The 17,897-nt window shown below is 30.3% G+C and carries 11 protein-coding genes; 1 reads left to right on the top strand and 10 read right to left on the bottom strand.

The window, feature by feature from the left end; genetic code table 11:
* Positions 1-4: 4 nt before the first annotated feature.
* Positions 5-682 carry a monofunctional biosynthetic peptidoglycan transglycosylase gene (mtgA, locus tag O9267_RS08885; RefSeq protein ID WP_298178286.1) on the top strand — a complete coding sequence of 226 codons (678 nt, stop codon included), beginning with the start codon at positions 5-7 and terminating at the stop codon, positions 680-682.
* Between the two features lie 49 nt (positions 683-731).
* Here mtgA and O9267_RS08880 read toward each other — a convergent pair whose 3' ends face one another.
* The 10 genes from O9267_RS08880 to O9267_RS08835 form a co-directional block, all read right to left on the bottom strand.
* Complete coding sequence (locus O9267_RS08880) at positions 732-2,939, bottom strand: TonB-dependent receptor (protein WP_298178284.1); 2,208 nt, start codon at positions 2,937-2,939, stop codon at positions 732-734.
* 68 nt (positions 2,940-3,007) lie between these two features.
* The gene (locus O9267_RS08875; protein WP_298178282.1) at positions 3,008-3,361 is read right to left on the bottom strand and encodes a hypothetical protein; all 354 of its coding nucleotides are present in this window, start codon (positions 3,359-3,361) and stop codon (positions 3,008-3,010) included.
* Between the two features lie 83 nt (positions 3,362-3,444).
* Positions 3,445-5,547 (bottom strand): prolyl oligopeptidase family serine peptidase, encoded by a 2,103-nt coding sequence (locus O9267_RS08870; RefSeq protein ID WP_298178561.1) that lies wholly within the window; start codon positions 5,545-5,547, stop codon positions 3,445-3,447.
* A gap of 51 nt (positions 5,548-5,598) precedes the next feature.
* Positions 5,599-6,588, bottom strand: a complete 990-nt coding sequence (locus O9267_RS08865; RefSeq protein WP_298178280.1) for an aspartate-semialdehyde dehydrogenase — start codon at positions 6,586-6,588, stop codon at positions 5,599-5,601.
* A gap of 138 nt (positions 6,589-6,726) precedes the next feature.
* The gene (mscL, locus tag O9267_RS08860) at positions 6,727-7,128 is read right to left on the bottom strand and encodes a large conductance mechanosensitive channel protein MscL (protein ID WP_298178278.1); all 402 of its coding nucleotides are present in this window, start codon (positions 7,126-7,128) and stop codon (positions 6,727-6,729) included.
* Between the two features lie 91 nt (positions 7,129-7,219).
* Positions 7,220-9,838, bottom strand: coding sequence for a leucine-rich repeat domain-containing protein (locus O9267_RS08855; protein ID WP_298178276.1), 2,619 nt, complete (start codon positions 9,836-9,838; stop codon positions 7,220-7,222).
* A gap of 45 nt (positions 9,839-9,883) precedes the next feature.
* Positions 9,884-11,215: a T9SS type A sorting domain-containing protein gene (locus tag O9267_RS08850; protein WP_298178274.1), complete on the bottom strand. Its 1,332-nt coding sequence runs from the start codon at positions 11,213-11,215 to the stop codon at positions 9,884-9,886.
* A gap of 45 nt (positions 11,216-11,260) precedes the next feature.
* On the bottom strand, positions 11,261-13,492 hold the full coding sequence (locus O9267_RS08845) for a T9SS type A sorting domain-containing protein (protein ID WP_298178272.1): 2,232 nt from the start codon (positions 13,490-13,492) through the stop codon (positions 11,261-11,263).
* 45 nt (positions 13,493-13,537) lie between these two features.
* Complete coding sequence (locus O9267_RS08840) at positions 13,538-14,995, bottom strand: T9SS type A sorting domain-containing protein (protein ID WP_298178270.1); 1,458 nt, start codon at positions 14,993-14,995, stop codon at positions 13,538-13,540.
* Positions 14,996-15,042: 47 nt separating this feature from the next.
* Positions 15,043-17,817 carry a leucine-rich repeat domain-containing protein gene (locus tag O9267_RS08835; RefSeq protein WP_298178268.1) on the bottom strand — a complete coding sequence of 925 codons (2,775 nt, stop codon included), beginning with the start codon at positions 17,815-17,817 and terminating at the stop codon, positions 15,043-15,045.
* Between the last annotated feature and the right edge of the window lie 80 nt (positions 17,818-17,897).

The following is a 17,897-nucleotide window of genomic DNA, read 5'->3' as shown; positions in this document are numbered from 1 at the left end:
GTAAATGTTTAGAAAAATTTTTCATTTTATAAAAAAATCAATGTTATGGTTCTTTGCCATTTCAATTGTGTTGGTTATCCTTTTTAGATGGATTCCTATTCCTTATACACCTTTAATGGCAATTAGAGCCATCGAAAACAAATCGGCTGGAAAAGAAATGGTTTTAAGTCACGATTGGGTTCCGATTGAAGAAATCTCACCTAATATTCAGAAAGCGGTTATTGCTAGCGAAGATGGAACTTTCTTAACGCATTACGGATTTGATTTTAGCGCCATTCAAAAAGCAGTTAAAAACAACAGTAAAGGAAAGCGTTTAAAAGGCGGAAGCACGATTTCGCAACAAACCGCAAAAAATATTTTTTTATGGCAAGGAAGAAGTTATTTGCGCAAAGGATTAGAAGCTTATTTTACAGTATTAATAGAGATTTTTTGGAGTAAAGAACGTATTATGGAAGTCTATCTCAATTCAATAGAAATGGGTGATGGTGTTTATGGTATTGAAGCGGCTTCTCAACATTGGTATAGAAAAAGTGCCAACGATTTAACAAAATTTGAAGCAGCTGGAATAGCAGCTATTCTCCCAAATCCAAGAAAATATAAGGCTACTAATTCGTCTTCCTATATTGAAAGAAGAAAATCACGTATTGTCAAACACATGCGTTATGTGAAATTAGACTATTAAAAAAAGTGCTTCCGATATAGAAGCACTTTTTAGTTTAAATAATCTCCTTTTAAATGTTGAAGTTTAAACCTAAAACTACATTTCTTCCAATATTGGGTATTCCATCCGTTTTAAGTCTTGACAGATGTGAAACATAGGTTTTATTCAACAAATTATTGGCGTTCAAGTTGACATCAAAAATCATTTTTCCAAAAGTTACTTTTCCTCCAAAACCAAGATTTAACAAAGTATAATCATTTGATTTTGTTTCAAACAGACTTGGATTATTTTGATTGAAAACATATTCAATATTTACTACAGCAAAACTATCTTTGAAATACTTAGTTGGTTTGAATTCGGTTTTGATTGCATTATTCCATTTGTTTGCTGGAATTAATGGCAAATTGTCGCCGTTTTGTTTTTTTCCAGTAACATTTTCAAAACTACTTGTAACATGAAGCCAATCAATAGGATGCGGATGAAAATGAATTCCTGCTTCTCCACCATATAAAGCAGCATTAGCTTGAAGGTAATCATAAACTTCATTTTCGTCAATTGTAGTTCCATTTGGCGAAATAAAAATATAATTGTTGATGTGATTGTAAAATCCGTTGGCAAATAATTCAAAATGTGAATTTCTGTATTCCAAATTCAAATCGGTTTGAAAATTTTGTTCATTTTCTAAATCAGAATTCCCAATTTCATAACGATTGCTTCCTTCGTGAACTCCATTTGAAGTTAGTTCAGCCAAATTTGGAGCTCTAAATCCAGATGCCAAATTCACACGAAGAATTATATTTTCTTTCAAATTAGTTTTGAAACCTAAAGAAGAATTGAAACTTTCATATTTTTTTTCAATTGCTTCAAAATAGCCTTCTTCGCCTAAAACACCATTAGTTTCAGATGTTATTTTTCTAGAATCAAAACGAATTCCGGCTTGCACTACATTTTTATTCCATTCATAATTTACAGTTCCGAAAACGCCCAAATCATTTGTAGTTGCATTTGGAATTAGAAATTCTTCTCCGAAATTTTCATTGGTTTGGTGCATTCCTTGTGCTCCAATAATAGATTCAAAATTTCCCAGTTTAGGCAAATAATATTTTACATTATAATTGAATGTTTTTAGTTTCATTTGCAAAATAGCAACATCACTATCTTCAAATTCACTTCTGTCATTCAAGATATAACCTAAGTCAGCATCTAACTTAGAATTTTTAAAATAAATGCTGTTATTTAAACTAAAAACTTGGCTAAAAACTCCTTGTTTAGGAAAATCTGTTTTTTTAGAAGTTGATTGTTCAGCAATTCCTTCTTCTGGAATTCCCAAATCTAATCGGTTAAAATTATATCTAAAAACAGTAGAAAAAAATGCGTTAGAATATCCTAAACCCGTTTTAAAATCCAATTCATTATAACGTGTATTTGTTACTCGGTTTCCATCAGGAATTTTATAATCGGCATGCTTATTATTACTTATTCTAGTAGAAAATTTCAAATCTTCACCCGATAATTTATAGCCAACTGACGAATTAAATCCATTAGTATTTGAAAAATATTTTTGGTTAAAATTTAACTCCGAGGAATTCTGCTTTCCAAATTTTTCTGGATTAAAATACAAAACGCCACCAATCGCATCTGAACCATAAAGCAACGAAGCTGGTCCTTTGATAACCTCAACACTTTCTATTCCGGCATCATTTAGACCTAAACCATGTTCTTCGCCAAACTGTTGATTTTCCATACGAACGCCTTGCGAGTAAACCAAAACGCGATTGCCACTCAAACCACGAATAACTGGTTTTCCGATTGAAGTTCCAGTAGAAACTTGCGAAACTCCTGGAATTGTTGCTAATCCTTCAATAAGTGTTGATGTTCCTTTTTGCGAAAGCGATTTTAGTGATTGATGTTCAACTTTCATTACATTTTGCGATTGCAATTTGTTGAAAGCTGTCGATACAATAACTTCATCCATCTGATGTGTTTCTTCTTGTAAAACAACATTTATAATTGTTTCCTTTTGATTGATTTTTAAGTCTTTTGTCACGGTTTCAAAACCAATATGTTTGAAAATTATTTTGAAATTTCCATTTGGTAAATTATTTAAAAAATATTTCCCGTTTTGGTCAGAAGTTGTTTCTTTATGAATTTCTGGAATTGAAATAATCACACCCGAAAAAGGTTGGTTTTGATTGTTGGAAATTGTTCCAATGACTTTATTTTGCGCTGACGCAAGTATTGATAGCCCTAAAAAGAAGGCGAGTAAATATGATTTCATGTAAATGTTTTTATTGTTAAAAATAAATAGGTATCAATTCCAAAAAATTAGAATAGAATTAAATTGATTTAAACAATAAAAGTTGGTGGTGCTCGAAGTGCAAAAAGACTGCCTCGAAACGATTGAAGAATTTCTTTAGAATAGAAAAAAGAATAAAAATGAGAAGTCTCAACTTTATCTATTTTAAAAAAAGAATAAGTAGAATTAATGTAATTACTGAAAGTGAACTCGCAAACAAAACAATCATCAAAATCGTGATGCGCGTGCGAAATTTCAGTTTTATACTTATCGTATTTATGGTGGCATTGTTTTTCGGCAAAAAGTTCTTCTAAGTGATGCCCAGCGTGAAAAGCTTGTAAAAGTAATGCTACTAATACAATTAGTCCGAAGGAAAAACTCGTTATGAAAGACTTTTTATTCATCGAAGCAAAGCTAAGAAACCTAAAAAGAAACCCAATTGATTTTAACAAAATATAAAGTCAATTGGGTTTTTTATTATTTAATTTTAGTAACGAGGCAATCTTTGAATCCCCATATTAAACAAAGTGAAAGCTTGAATATCTGCATTTTCTTGAATAGTAGCAGCTGTTGATTTTCCAGCACCATGACCTGATTTTACATCAATTCGGATTAAAGTTGGAAAATCACCTTTTTGAGCTTCTTGTAATTGAGCTGCAAATTTAAAACTATGTGCTGGCACTACTCTATCATCGTGATCACCAGTTGTGATTAATGTTGCTGGATATTGAACTCCTTTTTTCACATTGTGAACTGGAGAATACTTCAATAAATACTGAAACATTTCTTTAGATTCTTCTGCAGTTCCATAATCATAAGCCCAACCAGCTCCTGCTGTGAATGTATGGTAACGCAACATGTCTAACACACCAACTGCCGGCAATGCAACTCTTGCTAAATCTGGTCTTTGAGTCATAACTGCACCAACCAATAATCCTCCATTTGAACCGCCTTTTAACGCCAGATAATCAGAAGATGTGTATTTTTCTTTAAACAAATATTCTGCTGCCGCAATGAAATCATCAAAAACGTTTTGTTTCTCCATTTTGGTTCCCATATCATGCCATTTTTTACCGTATTCGCCACCACCACGTATATTTGCAACCGCTAGAATACCGTTATTTTGCAACCAAATTGCATTAGCTATTCCAAAACTTGGTGTGATACTTATGTTGAATCCTCCATAACCATAAAGAATTGTTGGGTTTTTACCGTTTAAATCTAATCCTTTTTTATAGGTAATAATCATTGGAACTCTTGTACCGTCTTTTGAATTATAAAATACTTGTTTTGTTATATAATCATCACTATTAAACTCAATCTTAGGCCTTCTATATAAGTCAGATATTTGTCTACCCGGTATATAAGAGTATATACTACCTGGCGTTATGTAATTTGTAAATGAATAGTAAAGTATTTTATCTTCTTTTTTACCGCTAAATCCAGAAACTGTTCCAACTCCAGGAAGTTCAATTTGGCTAACTAATTTTCCGTCATAATTATACTGTAAAACATAAGAAACTGCATCTCTTAGATAATTTGCAAAAATGTATCCTGATCCTGTCGATACTGACAAAACATTTTGAGTTTCACTAATCACATCTTCCCATTTATTTGGAGAAGGATTTGACATATCAAATGCCACAACTTTTTTGTTAGGAGCATCATAATTTGTTAGTAAAAATATTTTTGAACCAACATTATCAATAACATCAACATCATAATCAAAACCCTCATTTATTTTGACTAAAGTTCCTTTTGGATTCTTTAAATCTTGGATAAACAATTCATTTCCCGAAGTTGAGTTTGCTGCTGAAATAGTTAAATAATTATTATCTTCAGAAACTGTACCAGTAACATATCGGTATTTTTCTTTATCCCCAAAAATAACTTTATCTGTTTTCTGAATTGTTCCTAACTTATGGAAATACAATTTATGTTGTTCCGTTTTAGCACTTAACTCACTTCCTTTTGGTTTGTCGTAACTTGAATAATAAATCCCTTCATTACCTTTCCAAGAAAGTCCGCTAAACTTAACATCTATCAAAATATCTGTCTTTTTTTTCATAGTGATTACATCTAAAAAAATCACTTTTCTCCAATCACTCCCAGATTCTGAAATTGAATAGGCAACCAATGAACCATCTTTAGAAAAACTAACATTATCTAAAGAAGTTGTTCCATCTTTAGAAAAAGTATTTGGGTCTAAAAACACCTGTTCGACACCTTTTTTGTCTTGACGGTATAACACAGATTGATTTTGCAATCCATTGTTTTTATAATAGTATGTATAATTTCCCTCTACAAATGGCGCACTTATTTTTTCATAGTTCCACAACTTTGTCATTTTCTCTTTTAGTTCATTTCTAAAAGGAATTTTACCCAAATAGTCATTTGTAACCACATTTTGAGCTTTTACCCATTCTTCTGTTTCTTTGGATTTATCATCTTCTAACCAATGGTATACATCATCAATCTCAGTACCAAAGTAAGTATCAATATGTTTGACTTGTGTCGTTTTAGGGTAAACTATTTGAGATGATTTTGCAGATACCTCAACTAACCTAACTTGAGCATTACTATTTGCCATAAAAAACAATGAAGTTATAAGTGCTATTTTTTTCATTTTATTTAAATTAGATTACACTAAATTATTTACAACCAAATATTCAGCAATTTGAATTGTATTGGTAGCAGCTCCTTTTCTTAAATTATCAGCAACAATCCACATATTTAAAGAGTTCGGTTGACTTTCATCACGACGGATTCTACCAACAAAAACATCGTCTTTCCCTTGAGCAAACAAAGGCATTGGATACGAGAAAGTATCTAAATTATCTTGAACAGTAACACCATCCGTGTGATGAAGAATTTCTCTAATTTCACTTACGTTAAAATCGTTTACAAATTCAACATTTACTGCTTCGCTATGACCACCAACTATTGGCACACGAACAGCAGTTGCTGTAACAGCTATTGTTTTGTCGCCAATGATTTTTTGAGTTTCACGAACCAATTTCATTTCTTCTTTAGTGTATCCGTTTTCTTCAAAACTATCACAATGAGGAATTGCGTTTCGGTGAATTGGATATTTATATGCCATTTCGCCTTGAACTCCAGCGTATTCGTTTTCTAATTGTTGTACTGCTTTAACACCAGTTCCAGTAATCGACTGGTAAGTAGAAACAATTACTCTTTTGATTTTATATTTTTTATGCAATGGTGCTAAAACCATGACCATCTGGATTGTTGAACAATTTGGATTGGCTATAATTTTATCTTCTTTTGTCAATTCAGAAGCATTGATTTCTGGAACGATTAATTTTTTGGTTTGATCCATTCTCCATGCAGAAGAATTGTCAATTACGGTTGTACCCACTTCTGCAAACTTTGGAGCCCAAGCTAATGAAGTTTCGCCACCAGCAGAAAACAATGCAATATCTGGTCGCATGTCGACAGCTGTTTGCAAACCAACTACTTTATATTTTGTTCCTTTAAACTCAATTTCTTTTCCAACAGACTTTTCGGAAGCCACAGGAATTAATTCGGTTACAGGAAAATTTCTTTCTGCTAAAACTTGAAGCATTACTTCACCAACCATACCGGTTGCGCCAACTACAGCAACTCTCATATTAACTATATTTAGATGTTTAATAAAATTTAGAAACACAAAAGTAGGTAGAATTTCAATTCAATCAACAACAATATAAAAAAAGAAAAACCGCCTCAATAAAGAAGCGGTTTAGTTAGAATATATAATGTAGCGGAATTATTTTTTCAATAAATCTCTAATTTGTGTAAGCAATTCTTCTTGAGATGGTCCTGCTGGAGCTGGAGCTTCAACTGGTTTTTTCATTTTGTTGTATGCTTTGATAATCATAAACATTACAAAACCAATAACAACTAAGCTTACCAAAGTGTTAATCCATGCACCGTATCTTACAGCGTTTTCAGGACTTGTTACAACACCAGCAGCATCTTTAACTTCTGGAGAAAGCACATATTTAAGAGCTGCAAAATCAACTCCACCAGTTAACATACCTACTAAAGGCATTGCAATATCAGCAACAAAACCATTAACAACAGCACCAACGGCTCCGGCCATGATTACACCAACAGCAAACTCAATAACGTTTCCTGTCATAATAAAATTTTTGAATTCTTTTAACATAATAAATTAGATTTTTAGTTAGTATTTAGTTTATTGGGGCCAAATATATAGAAAATTTTAACATATCATTTATTTTTTATAAAAAAATATGCTACTCTTTCACAAACTTACTGCTCGAAACTCCTTTGTCTGTAACTATTTTTACAATATAATTCCCAGTTTTTAGACTTGAAACATCAACTGTATTGGTTGGGTTGGTGGTTGTTTGCACTTGTTGTCCTAAAAGATTGTAAATTGTTAAACTGTAAACTTCTGTTGTTTGTTTTGTGGTTAGATTTAGCACTTCATTTACTGGATTTGGGTAGATGGTGAAGTAATTATCGAACTCAAAAGTATCGTTTTGCAAAACTGAAAACGTAGAAGTTGCTGTATTGGTAACTATTGGAAAATTATAATCAAAATAAATATTGGCTGAGTTACTAATTGTATTTCCAACAACCAACGTTGGTTTTGTTTTGATTTTGAAAACCACATAACCATCATTATTGGCATCATCAAAAGGAAGATTGATGTTTTCAAAGATGAATTCTACTTTGTTTGGATTGGTAATTCTGGTTACGCAACTATGCGATGCATCTGTCATTTGTAATGATGCAATATCAAATTTTGCAGTGTTAATCATATCTTTAACCACAATATTTTGTGCCGCAAATGTTCCAGTATTTTCAAAACGAATTTTATAATGCACATACTTACCAATATTACTTGGGTTAATTATTGTTCCTTCTAAACATGTTTTATCATTTGGATCAAAAGAGTTTACCACTACTTGACTTAATGTAAAAGTATTATCATCTGGCGTTTCATCGGTATTTAAACCATTGGCTATTGCAGTATAACTTAAAACATCACCACCATTTACAGCTGGCGTTTCCATTGGAGAATTTACATTTAAAGTAACCAAAATTTCACCCGATTGAAATGGAGCAATTGTACCAACATTCCAAGAAAGTGTTCCAGTTGTTTGTGAAGTTGGTGCAACACTTAAAGAAACCAAGTCTAAAATAGCATCGTTGTAATTGAAATTGATGATTGCGTTTTCATTTAAGTTTCCTTTGTTTTTGTATCTAATTTTATAATTGGCATCAAATCCTGGACGAGCAACATCAATAGGAATAACTGCAATTTCTAAATCATGATGGATACCATTTGGGACAATGCAAAAATCTTGAGTAAATGGACTTGTTGTTGTAGGAAATGTTACGGTTGCACTAGTTGGAGAAGTTGTAAAATAGGTTAGATTTTCAAGTTGTGGGGTTATAGTGTGCGTGCCAGCTTGAACTGGAATGGAATAATTTCCGGAAGAACTTGAAATCAAACTTCCAGAAACAGTTCCGTTAGTAATATTGAATTTTAAATTTGGATAAGCTAAATCATTAGCATCACATCCGTTATTATCACCATCAAATTTTTGATTTCCTTGCATGGTATAATAGATCCCTCCTGGATTAAAGCTACAATAACTGTTTACTTGACATGTCGCAGAGTAGCCATATTGATTCACTTTATTTTGAACTTGTATCAAATTCTCTTCATCAATACATATATAAGTTAAATTTGGATTATGATTGAAGCTTATATAATTCCCAAGTTTTCCATTTTTAGCAAACAATGTAGTTAATTGGTTATATTGACAATTTAATGTATTTAAATTAGGTAATTCAGTAACATCAATACTTGCTAATTGATTATAACTGCAATTCAAAAAATATAATTTAGGTAGTCCAATTAAATCAATACTTGTTAATAGATTGTTTTGACTATGAACATATTCCAAATTAGGTAGATTAGTAAGTACTAATTCATCTAATTGATTATCCTCACAAGACAAATAATCTAAATTATCCAAATTGTTTATGTTAAGATTTATTAATTGATTGTTTGAAACATCTATAAATTCTATACTTGTTAAACCACTTACATCCAAATTAGTTAACTGACTATTTGAACAGAAAATAGCTTTTAAATTTGTTAGACCACTCACATTTAAACTTGTTAATTGATTGTAACTACAAATAATTTCTGGCAAATTTATTAAATCACTAATATCTAAACTTGCTAATTGATTATTTCTACAATTGAAAGTTGTCAAATTTACCAAACCACTGACATCCAAATTTGTCAATTGATTGTAACTACAATCTAAAGTTGTCAGATTTATTAAATTACTTAAATTAATACTTGATATTTGATTGCCACTAAAATCTAGAACTCTCAAATTTATTAAATTATTAACAAATAAACTTGTCAAATATTGATTTGAAGAACAATCCAATATTTGCAAATTTGTTAAACCACTTATATCAATATTAGATATTGAAGTTTCAGAGCAAACCAAAAAATTTAAATTTGATAAAGAATTAATATTTATATTAGTTAATTCATATATATCATATATTTTTAAAGAAATTAGATTTGTAAAATTTTCAACCCCAACAATATTTAATATACTATTTACTCCATTAGTAATATTTAAACACTTTATTTCATTTGCTTCACTAACTTGAATTTGCCCATCATTATTAGTATCTATTGAACTATATGAGGTTGCGTAACCATTACTATCAGGAAGTTGTGTTGAAGCTACAGTATTACTAGAACTAGCACTCAATAATCTTGCTTTAAAATTTGCATCCGGAATATTCACAATTTGTGCATTACCAACTGCTAAAAAAAGAAAAGTTACTAAAGTAAAGTAGAATTTTTTCATAAATGTATGTCTTTAAAAATCAAAAATGTTTGTTTATCTATTTTGCTACTCTTTCACAAACTTACTGCTCGAAACACCTTTGTCTGTCACCACTTTTACAATATAATTTCCAGCTTTTAGGCTTGAAACATCAACTGTATCGGTTGGATTGGTGGTTGTTTGTACTTGTTGTCCTAAAAGATTGTAAATTGTTAAACTGTAAATTTCTGTGTCTTGTTTTGTATTTAGATTTAGCACTTCATTAACTGGATTTGGGTAGATGGTGAAGTAATTATCATCATATAAGTTTGTATCAACTGATAAGTTGCAGTTGCTATCGACTGTGCAATTTGTGTAGCCGTACTCAGTAATTTTAGTTTGAACCAAAGCAACATCTTCCTCATCAGCACAGATATAGGCTAGATTAGGATTACTATAAAATCTTAGCGGACTCCAAACTTGAAGATTACCATTTTTAATAAAAAGTGAAGTTAATTGATTATTAGAACAATCTAAATAGATAAGATTTGTTAATCCTTGAACATTTAACGAAGTAAGTTGATTAGAAGTACAAACCAAATTGTTAAGATTTGTTAATCCTTGAACATTTAATGATGGTAGTTGATTAGAATTACAATGCAAATATTTAAGACTTGTTAATCCTTGAACATTTAATGATGGTAGTTGATTATAACCACAATTTAAAGATTGAAGATTTGTTAATCCTTGAACATTTAATGATGGAAGTTGATTATAACTACAATCTAAAGATTGAAGATTTGTCAATCCTTGAACATTTAACGATGGAAGTTGATTACCTATAGAATTTAAACGTTTAAGGTTTGTTAATCCTTGAACATTTAACGATGGAAGTTGGTTAAATATACAACTCAAAGTATGAAGATTTGTTAATGCTTGAACATTTAAAGAAGAAAGTTGATTATCACTACAATTTAAAGATTGAAGATTGGTTAAACCTTGAACATTTAAAGAAGAAAGTTGATTAAATCTACAATTTAAAGCTTTAAGACTTGTTAAACCTTGCTCATTTAATATAGTAATTTGATTATCGCCACAATCTAAATAGATAAGATTAGTAAAACTTGCTATTCCTGCTATATTTGTAATACTGCTAAAATTTACGTTTAAAAATTTTATTGTTTGCGCTTCACTAACTTGAATCTCTCCATCATTATTGGTGTCTATTTTATGATAGGAAGAAACTGTCCAAGTGTCATTAGGAAAATTATAAACAGGTGTTGCTGTCGAAGCAATTGTGTTACTCGGACTAGCAGCCAACAACTTCGCCTTAAAATTAGCATCAGGAATATTTACAATCTGCGCATTGGCAACTGCTAAAAAAAGAAATGTTACTAAGGTAAAGTAGAATTTTTTCATAAATGTATGTCATTAAAAATCAAAAATGGGTGTTTGTCTATTTGGTTACTCTTTCACAAACTTACTGCTCGAAACACCTTCGCCTGTGACCACTTTTACAATATAGTTTCCGGTTTTTAGGCTTGAAACATCAACTGTATTGGTTGGGTTGGTGGTTGTTTGCACTTGTTGTCCTAAAAGATTGTAAATTGTTAAACTGTAAACTTCTGTGTATTGTTTTGTGTTTAGATTTAGCACTTCATCAATTGGATTTGGGTAGATGGTGAAGTAGTTATCGAACTCAAAAGTATCGTTTTGTAAAACAGAAAACGTAGAAGTTGCCGTATTGGTAACTATTGGAAAATTATAATCAAAATAAATATTGGCAGAGTTACTAATTGTGTTTCCAACAACTAAAGTTGGTTTTGTTTTGATTTTGAAAACCACATAACCATCATTATTGGCATCATCAAAAGGAAGATTGATGTTTTCAAAGATGAATTCTACTTTGTTTGGATTGGTAATTCTAGTTATGCAACTATGTGAAGCATCTGTAATTTGTAGTGTTGTAATATCAAATTTTGTGGTATCAATCATATCTTTTACCACAATATTTTGAGCGGCAAATGTACCTGTGTTTTCAAAACGTATTTTATAATGCACATATTTACCAATATTACTTGGGTTAATTATTGCACCTTCTAAACACGTTTTATCATTTGGATCAAAAGAATTTACAACCACTTGATTTAATGTAAAAGTGTTATCATCTGGCGTTTCATCAGTATTTAAACCATTAGCAGTTGCGGTATAACTTAAAACATCGCCACCATTTACAGCAGGAGTTTCCATTGGAGAATTTACATTTAAAGTTACTAATATCTCACCTGATTGAAAAGGTGAAATTGTACCAACATTCCAAGAAAGTGTTCCAGTTGCTTGTGTAGTTGGGGCAACACTTGAAGAAACAAAATCTAAAATCGCATCGTTATAATTGAAATTGATAATTGTGTTTTCTGTTTGATTTCCTTTGTTTTTATATTTGATTTTATAATTGGCATCAAAACCAGGTCGAGCATCATCCATAGGAATAACAACAACTTCTAAATCGTGATGTATACCATTTGGTGCAATACAAAAATCTTGAATAAACGGACTTGTTGTCGTTGGAAATGTTACAGTTGCACTAGTTGGATTTGCGGTGAAATACGTTGGGTTTTCAAATTGTGGGGTTATAGTGTGTGTGCCTGCTTGAACAGGAATAGAAAAATTACCTGAAGTGTTAGAAATCAAACTTCCCGTAATTGTTCCGTTCGTAATATTGAATTTTAGATTAGGAAAAATAGGGTCTGAGGTATTACAACCATTATTATTGCTATCAATTCTTTGATTTCCTTGAATAGTATAAAACGTTCCGCCAGGTGTAAAACTACAATAACTATTTACTTGGCAGGTTGCGGAATAACCATATTGATTTATTTTACTTTGAACCAAATTTATATCAGATTCATCGGCGCAAATATGTAATAAATTAGGATTATAAAAAAAACTTAACAAATACCAATTTTCAATATTACCATTTTTAATATTAAGTGAAATTAATTGATTTCCAAAACATTCTAAGTGTTCTAAATTATACAACTCACTAATATCTAATATAGTTAATTGATTATTCTCACATTTCAAAATATTTAAATTAAATAGTCCATTTAAATTAAGATTTAAAAATTGATTATTTTCACAATACAAACTTGATAAGCTAACTAAACCATTTAAATCAATTGAACTTAATAAATTATTACTACATAATAAATATTTTAAATTTAACAAACCACTAACATTTATACTCGTTAACTGATTATTGTAACAAAGAAACGTAACTAAATTATTTAATCCACTGACATTTAAAGTACCTAATTGATTGTTATGACAATATAATGTAGCAAGATTGTTTAAATTACTCAATTCTAAACTTAACATTTGATTATCATTACAAGCAAGAACTTGTAAATTGTTCAACCCAGTTAAATACAAGCTAGCTATTTGATTGTTTGAACAACCTAAACTGATTAAGCTTGTAAAGCTTTCAATACCGGACAATGATGAAATAGAAGAGTTGCTAAGTTCTAGATTTGTTACTTCAATTGCCTCAAAAGTATCAATATTTGTATCTCCATTTGTATCTACTCCAAGTGCCAACAACTTCGCCTTAAAATTTGCATCAGGAATATTCACAATCTGTGCATTGGCAACTGCTAAAAAAAGAAAAGTTACTAAAGTAAAGTAGAATTTTTTCATAAATGTATGTCTTTAAAAATCAAAAATGGGTGTTTATCTATTTTGTTACTCTTTTACAAACTTACTGCTCGAAACACCTTTGTCTGTAACCACTTTTACAATATAATTTCCTGTTTTTAGACTTGAAACATCAACTGTATTGGTTGGATTGGTGGTTGTTTGCACTTGTTGCCCCAAAAGATTGTAAATTGTTAAACTGTAAACCTTTGTGGTTTGTTTTGTGTTTAAATTTAGTACTTCATCTACTGGATTTGGATAAATGGTGAAGTAGTTATCATCATATAAGTTTGTATCAACTGATAAGTTGCAGTTGCTGTCGACTGTGCAATTTGTGTATACGTACTCAGTAATTTTAGTTTGAACGAAAGCAACATCTTCCTCATCAGCGCAGATATAAGCTAAATTATAATTACTGCTAAAATCTAACAGACTCCAAAATTGAGGATTACCATTCTTAATAAAAAGTGATGTTAACTGATTATTACTACAATCTAAAACTTGAAGATTTGTTAATCCTTGAATATTTATGGAAGTAAGTAGATTAAGATAACAATATAAAGCTTGAAGATTTGTCAATCCTTGGACATTTATGGAAGAAATTCCATTATAATAACAAGATAAAGATATAAGATTTGTTAATCCTTCAACATTTAATGACGTAAGTTGATTATTATAACAATTTAAAATTTGAAGATTTGTCAATCCTTGAACATTTAAGGATGCAAGTTGATTATTATTACAATACAAATTTTGAAGATTTGTTAATCCTTGAACATTTAAGGATGCAAGTTGATTTTGATAACAATATAAACTTTGAAGATTTGTCAATCCTTGAACATTTATGGAAGGAAGGGAATTAACCGAACAATGTAAAGCTTGAAGATTTGTTAATCCTTGAAGATTTAAAGAAGGAAGCGAATTACTAGAACAATGTAAAATTTGAAGATTTGTTAATCCTTGAACATTTAACGATTGGAGTAGATTATTATAACAATATAAAGTTTGAAGATTTGCTGATCCTTGCACATTTAAGGAAGATAGTTGATTATAATAACAATTTAAATTTTTAAGATTTGTTAATCCTTGTACATTTAAGGAAAGAAGATGATTAGAACCACAATTTAAAAATTGAAGATTAGTTAATCCTTGAATATTTAATAAAAAAAGTTGATTAACACTACAATTTAAATAGATAATATTAGTAAAACTTGCTATTCCTTCTAAATTTGTGATACCGCTACTATTTACGTTCAAACATTTTATTGTTTGCGCTTCACTAACTTGTATTTCTCCATCATTATTTGTGTCTATTTTATTGTATGAAAAAATTGTCCAAGTGTCATTAGAAGAATCATAAATTGGTGTTTGGGAAGAAGCAATCTGATTACTAGGACTAGCCGCCAACAACTTCGCTTTAAAAGCTGAGTCAGGAATATTTACAATCTGCGCATTGGCAACTGCTAAAAAAAGAAATGTTACTAAAGTAATATAGAATTTTTTCATGTACTCTTATTGTTTTAAAAATCAAAAAAGTGTGTTTGTCTATTTGGCTACTCTTTCACAAACTTACTGCTCGAAACACCTTTGTCTGTAACCACTTTTACAATATAATTTCCGGTTTTTAGACTTGAAACATCAATTGTATTGGTTGGGTTGGTGGTTGTTTGCACTTGTTGCCCTAGAAGATTATATATTGTTAAACTATAAATTTCTGTTGCTTGTTTTGTAGTTAGATTTAGCACTTCATCTACTGGATTTGGATAGATGGTGAAGTAATTATCAAACTCAAAAGTATCATTTTGTAAAACTGAAAACGTAGAAGTTGCCGTATTGGTAACTATTGGAAAATTATAATCAAAATAAATATTGGCCGAATTACTAATTGTATTTCCAACAACCAACGTTGGTTTTGTTTTGATTTTAAAAACCACATAACCATCATTATTGGCATCATCAAAAGGAAGATTGATGTTTTCAAAAATGAATTCTACTTTATTTGGATTGGTAATTCTGGTTACGCAACTATGTGAAGCATCGGTCATTTGTAATGTTGAAACATCAAATTTTGTTGTGTTAATTATATCTTTAACTACAATATTTTGAGCAGGATAAGTTCCCGAGTTTTCAAAACGGATTTGATAATGCACATATTCTCCTATCTTGCTTGAACTAATAGTTACTCCTTCTAAACATTTTTTATCATTTGGATCGAACGAATTTACTACTGTTTGATTTAATGCAAAAGTATTGTCGATTGTTGTTTCATCAGTATTTATTCCATTAACTGTTGCTGTGTAATTTAAAATAGTTCCAGCATTAACTGGCGGTGCTTCTGTTGGAGAATTCAAATTTAAAGTAACCAAAATTTCACCTGATTGAAATGGTGAAATTGCACCAATATTCCAAGTTAAAGTTCCTGTTGCTTGCGAAGTTGGAGCAACAATCGAAGAAACAAAATCCAAAATAGCGTCGTTATAATTGAATATTACAGTTGCATTTTCTGAAGTAGTCCCTTTGTTTTTATATTTTATTTTATATTTAGCATCAAATCCTGGACGAGCGACGCCTAAGGGAATAACAACCACTTCTAAATCATGATGAGTACCATTGGGAACAATACAAAAATTTCGAATCGCTGGACTAGTTACTGTTGGAAACGTTACAATCGCATTATTTGGTGATAATGTAAAATAAGTTGGGTTTTCAATTTGCGGTGTGATGGTGTGAGTTCCTGATGAAACTGGAATAGAATAATTTCCAGTTGAATTTGAAATCAAACTTCCTGTATTTGTACCATCGGTTATATTAAATTTTAAATTTGGATAAACTGAATCATTAGTATCACATCCGTTGTTGTTGCCGTCAAAATTGTTGTTGCCTTGAATGGTGTAAAAAGTACCACCTGGATTAAAACTGCAATAGCTGTTTACTTGACAGGATGCTAAAAAGTTTGGAATTAAATTTTGAACATACGTTAAATCTTCCTCGTCAGCACAGATATAAGCTAAATTATTATTATTATGAAACCATAGCTGAACCCAACCTTGAGGATTACCATTCTTAATAAAAAGGGAAGTTAGTTGATTATCATTACAAACTAAATAATTAAGATTTGTTAATCCTTGAACATTTAAGGATGGAAGTTGATTAAAACTACAATCTAAAGTTTGAAGATTTGTTAATCCTTGAACATTTAACGAAGTTAATTGGTTACTGTTACAGTTCAAAGATTGAAGATTTGTTAATCCTTGAACATTTAAGGATGATAATTGGTTACTTTTACAGTTCAAAGATTGAAGATTTGTTAATCCTTGCACATTTAAGGATGTAAGGTCATTATATATACAATTTAATGTTTGAAGATTTGTTAATCCTTGCACATCTAAGGAAGGTAGTTGATTATAATAACAATCTAAATAATAAAGATTTGTTAATCCTTGCACATTTAACGAAGTAAGTTGATTAAAATAACAATCTAATGTTTGAAGATTTGATAATCCTTGAACATTTAAGGATGTAAGGCCATTATATATACAGTTCAAAGTTTGAAGATTAGTTAATCCTTGAACATTTAAGGATGTAAGTTGATTATGTTTACAATCTAATGATTGGAGATTTGATAATCCTTGAACATTTAAGGATGTAAGTTGATTATACATACAATTTAATGTTTGAAAATTTGTTAATCCTTGAACATTTAAGGATGTAAGTTGATTATAGTTACAATCTAATGTTCGAAGATTTGTTAATCCTTGAATATTTAACGAAGTAAGTTGATTATCACTACAATATAACCTTTGAAGATTTGTTAATCCTTGCACATTTAACGAAGTAAGTTGATTACCTCCACAACGTAAATCTTTAAGATTTGTTAATCCTTGAACATTTAAGGATGTAAGTTGATTATCCGTACAATTTAATGTTTGAAGATTTGTTAATCCTTGAACATTTAACGAAGTAAGTGCATTACTACTACAATATAAATAAATAACATTAGTAAAACTAGCTATTCCTTCTAAATTGGTTATATTACCTAAATTGCCTAAACCATTGCCACCTACTCTCAAAAATTTTATTGTTTGTGCTTCACTAACCTGAATTTCCCCATCATTATTTGTGTCTATTTTAATATATGAAGAAACTGTCCAAGAGTCAGTAGAAGAATTATAAACGGGTGTTTGGGAAGAAGCAATCTGATTACCAAAAGAAAATGGACTCGCTGCCAACAACTTCGCCTTAAATACTGGATCAGGAATATTCACAATCTGCGCATTGACAACTGCTAAAAAAAGAAATGTTACTAAAGTAAAGTAGAATTTTTTCATAAAATGTAAGTGTTTAAAAATCAAAGGTAATTATTTTTTCTTATGAAAAATATTACTTTTTTAAATTTATTATAAATTGT

The organism is Flavobacterium sp., from assembly GCF_027531705.1.
Classification (GTDB): domain Bacteria; phylum Bacteroidota; class Bacteroidia; order Flavobacteriales; family Flavobacteriaceae; genus Flavobacterium.
This window is presented reverse-complemented; position numbering and strand designations above follow the sequence as displayed.

Coding starts and splice junctions, on each gene's coding strand:
- O9267_RS08855 (WP_298178276.1), bottom strand. CDS start 9,838: ATGAAAAAATTCTACTTTACTTTAGTAACTTTTCTTTTTTTAGCAGTT.
- O9267_RS08870 (WP_298178561.1), bottom strand. CDS start 5,547: ATGGCAAATAGTAATGCTCAAGTTAGGTTAGTTGAGGTATCTGCAAAA.
- O9267_RS08865 (WP_298178280.1), bottom strand. CDS start 6,588: ATGAGAGTTGCTGTAGTTGGCGCAACCGGTATGGTTGGTGAAGTAATG.
- mscL (WP_298178278.1), bottom strand. CDS start 7,128: ATGTTAAAAGAATTCAAAAATTTTATTATGACAGGAAACGTTATTGAG.
- O9267_RS08875 (WP_298178282.1), bottom strand. CDS start 3,361: ATGAATAAAAAGTCTTTCATAACGAGTTTTTCCTTCGGACTAATTGTA.
- O9267_RS08850 (WP_298178274.1), bottom strand. CDS start 11,215: ATGAAAAAATTCTACTTTACCTTAGTAACATTTCTTTTTTTAGCAGTT.
- mtgA (WP_298178286.1), top strand. CDS start 5: ATGTTTAGAAAAATTTTTCATTTTATAAAAAAATCAATGTTATGGTTC.
- O9267_RS08845 (WP_298178272.1), bottom strand. CDS start 13,492: ATGAAAAAATTCTACTTTACTTTAGTAACTTTTCTTTTTTTAGCAGTT.
- O9267_RS08840 (WP_298178270.1), bottom strand. CDS start 14,995: ATGAAAAAATTCTATATTACTTTAGTAACATTTCTTTTTTTAGCAGTT.
- O9267_RS08880 (WP_298178284.1), bottom strand. CDS start 2,939: ATGAAATCATATTTACTCGCCTTCTTTTTAGGGCTATCAATACTTGCG.
- O9267_RS08835 (WP_298178268.1), bottom strand. CDS start 17,817: ATGAAAAAATTCTACTTTACTTTAGTAACATTTCTTTTTTTAGCAGTT.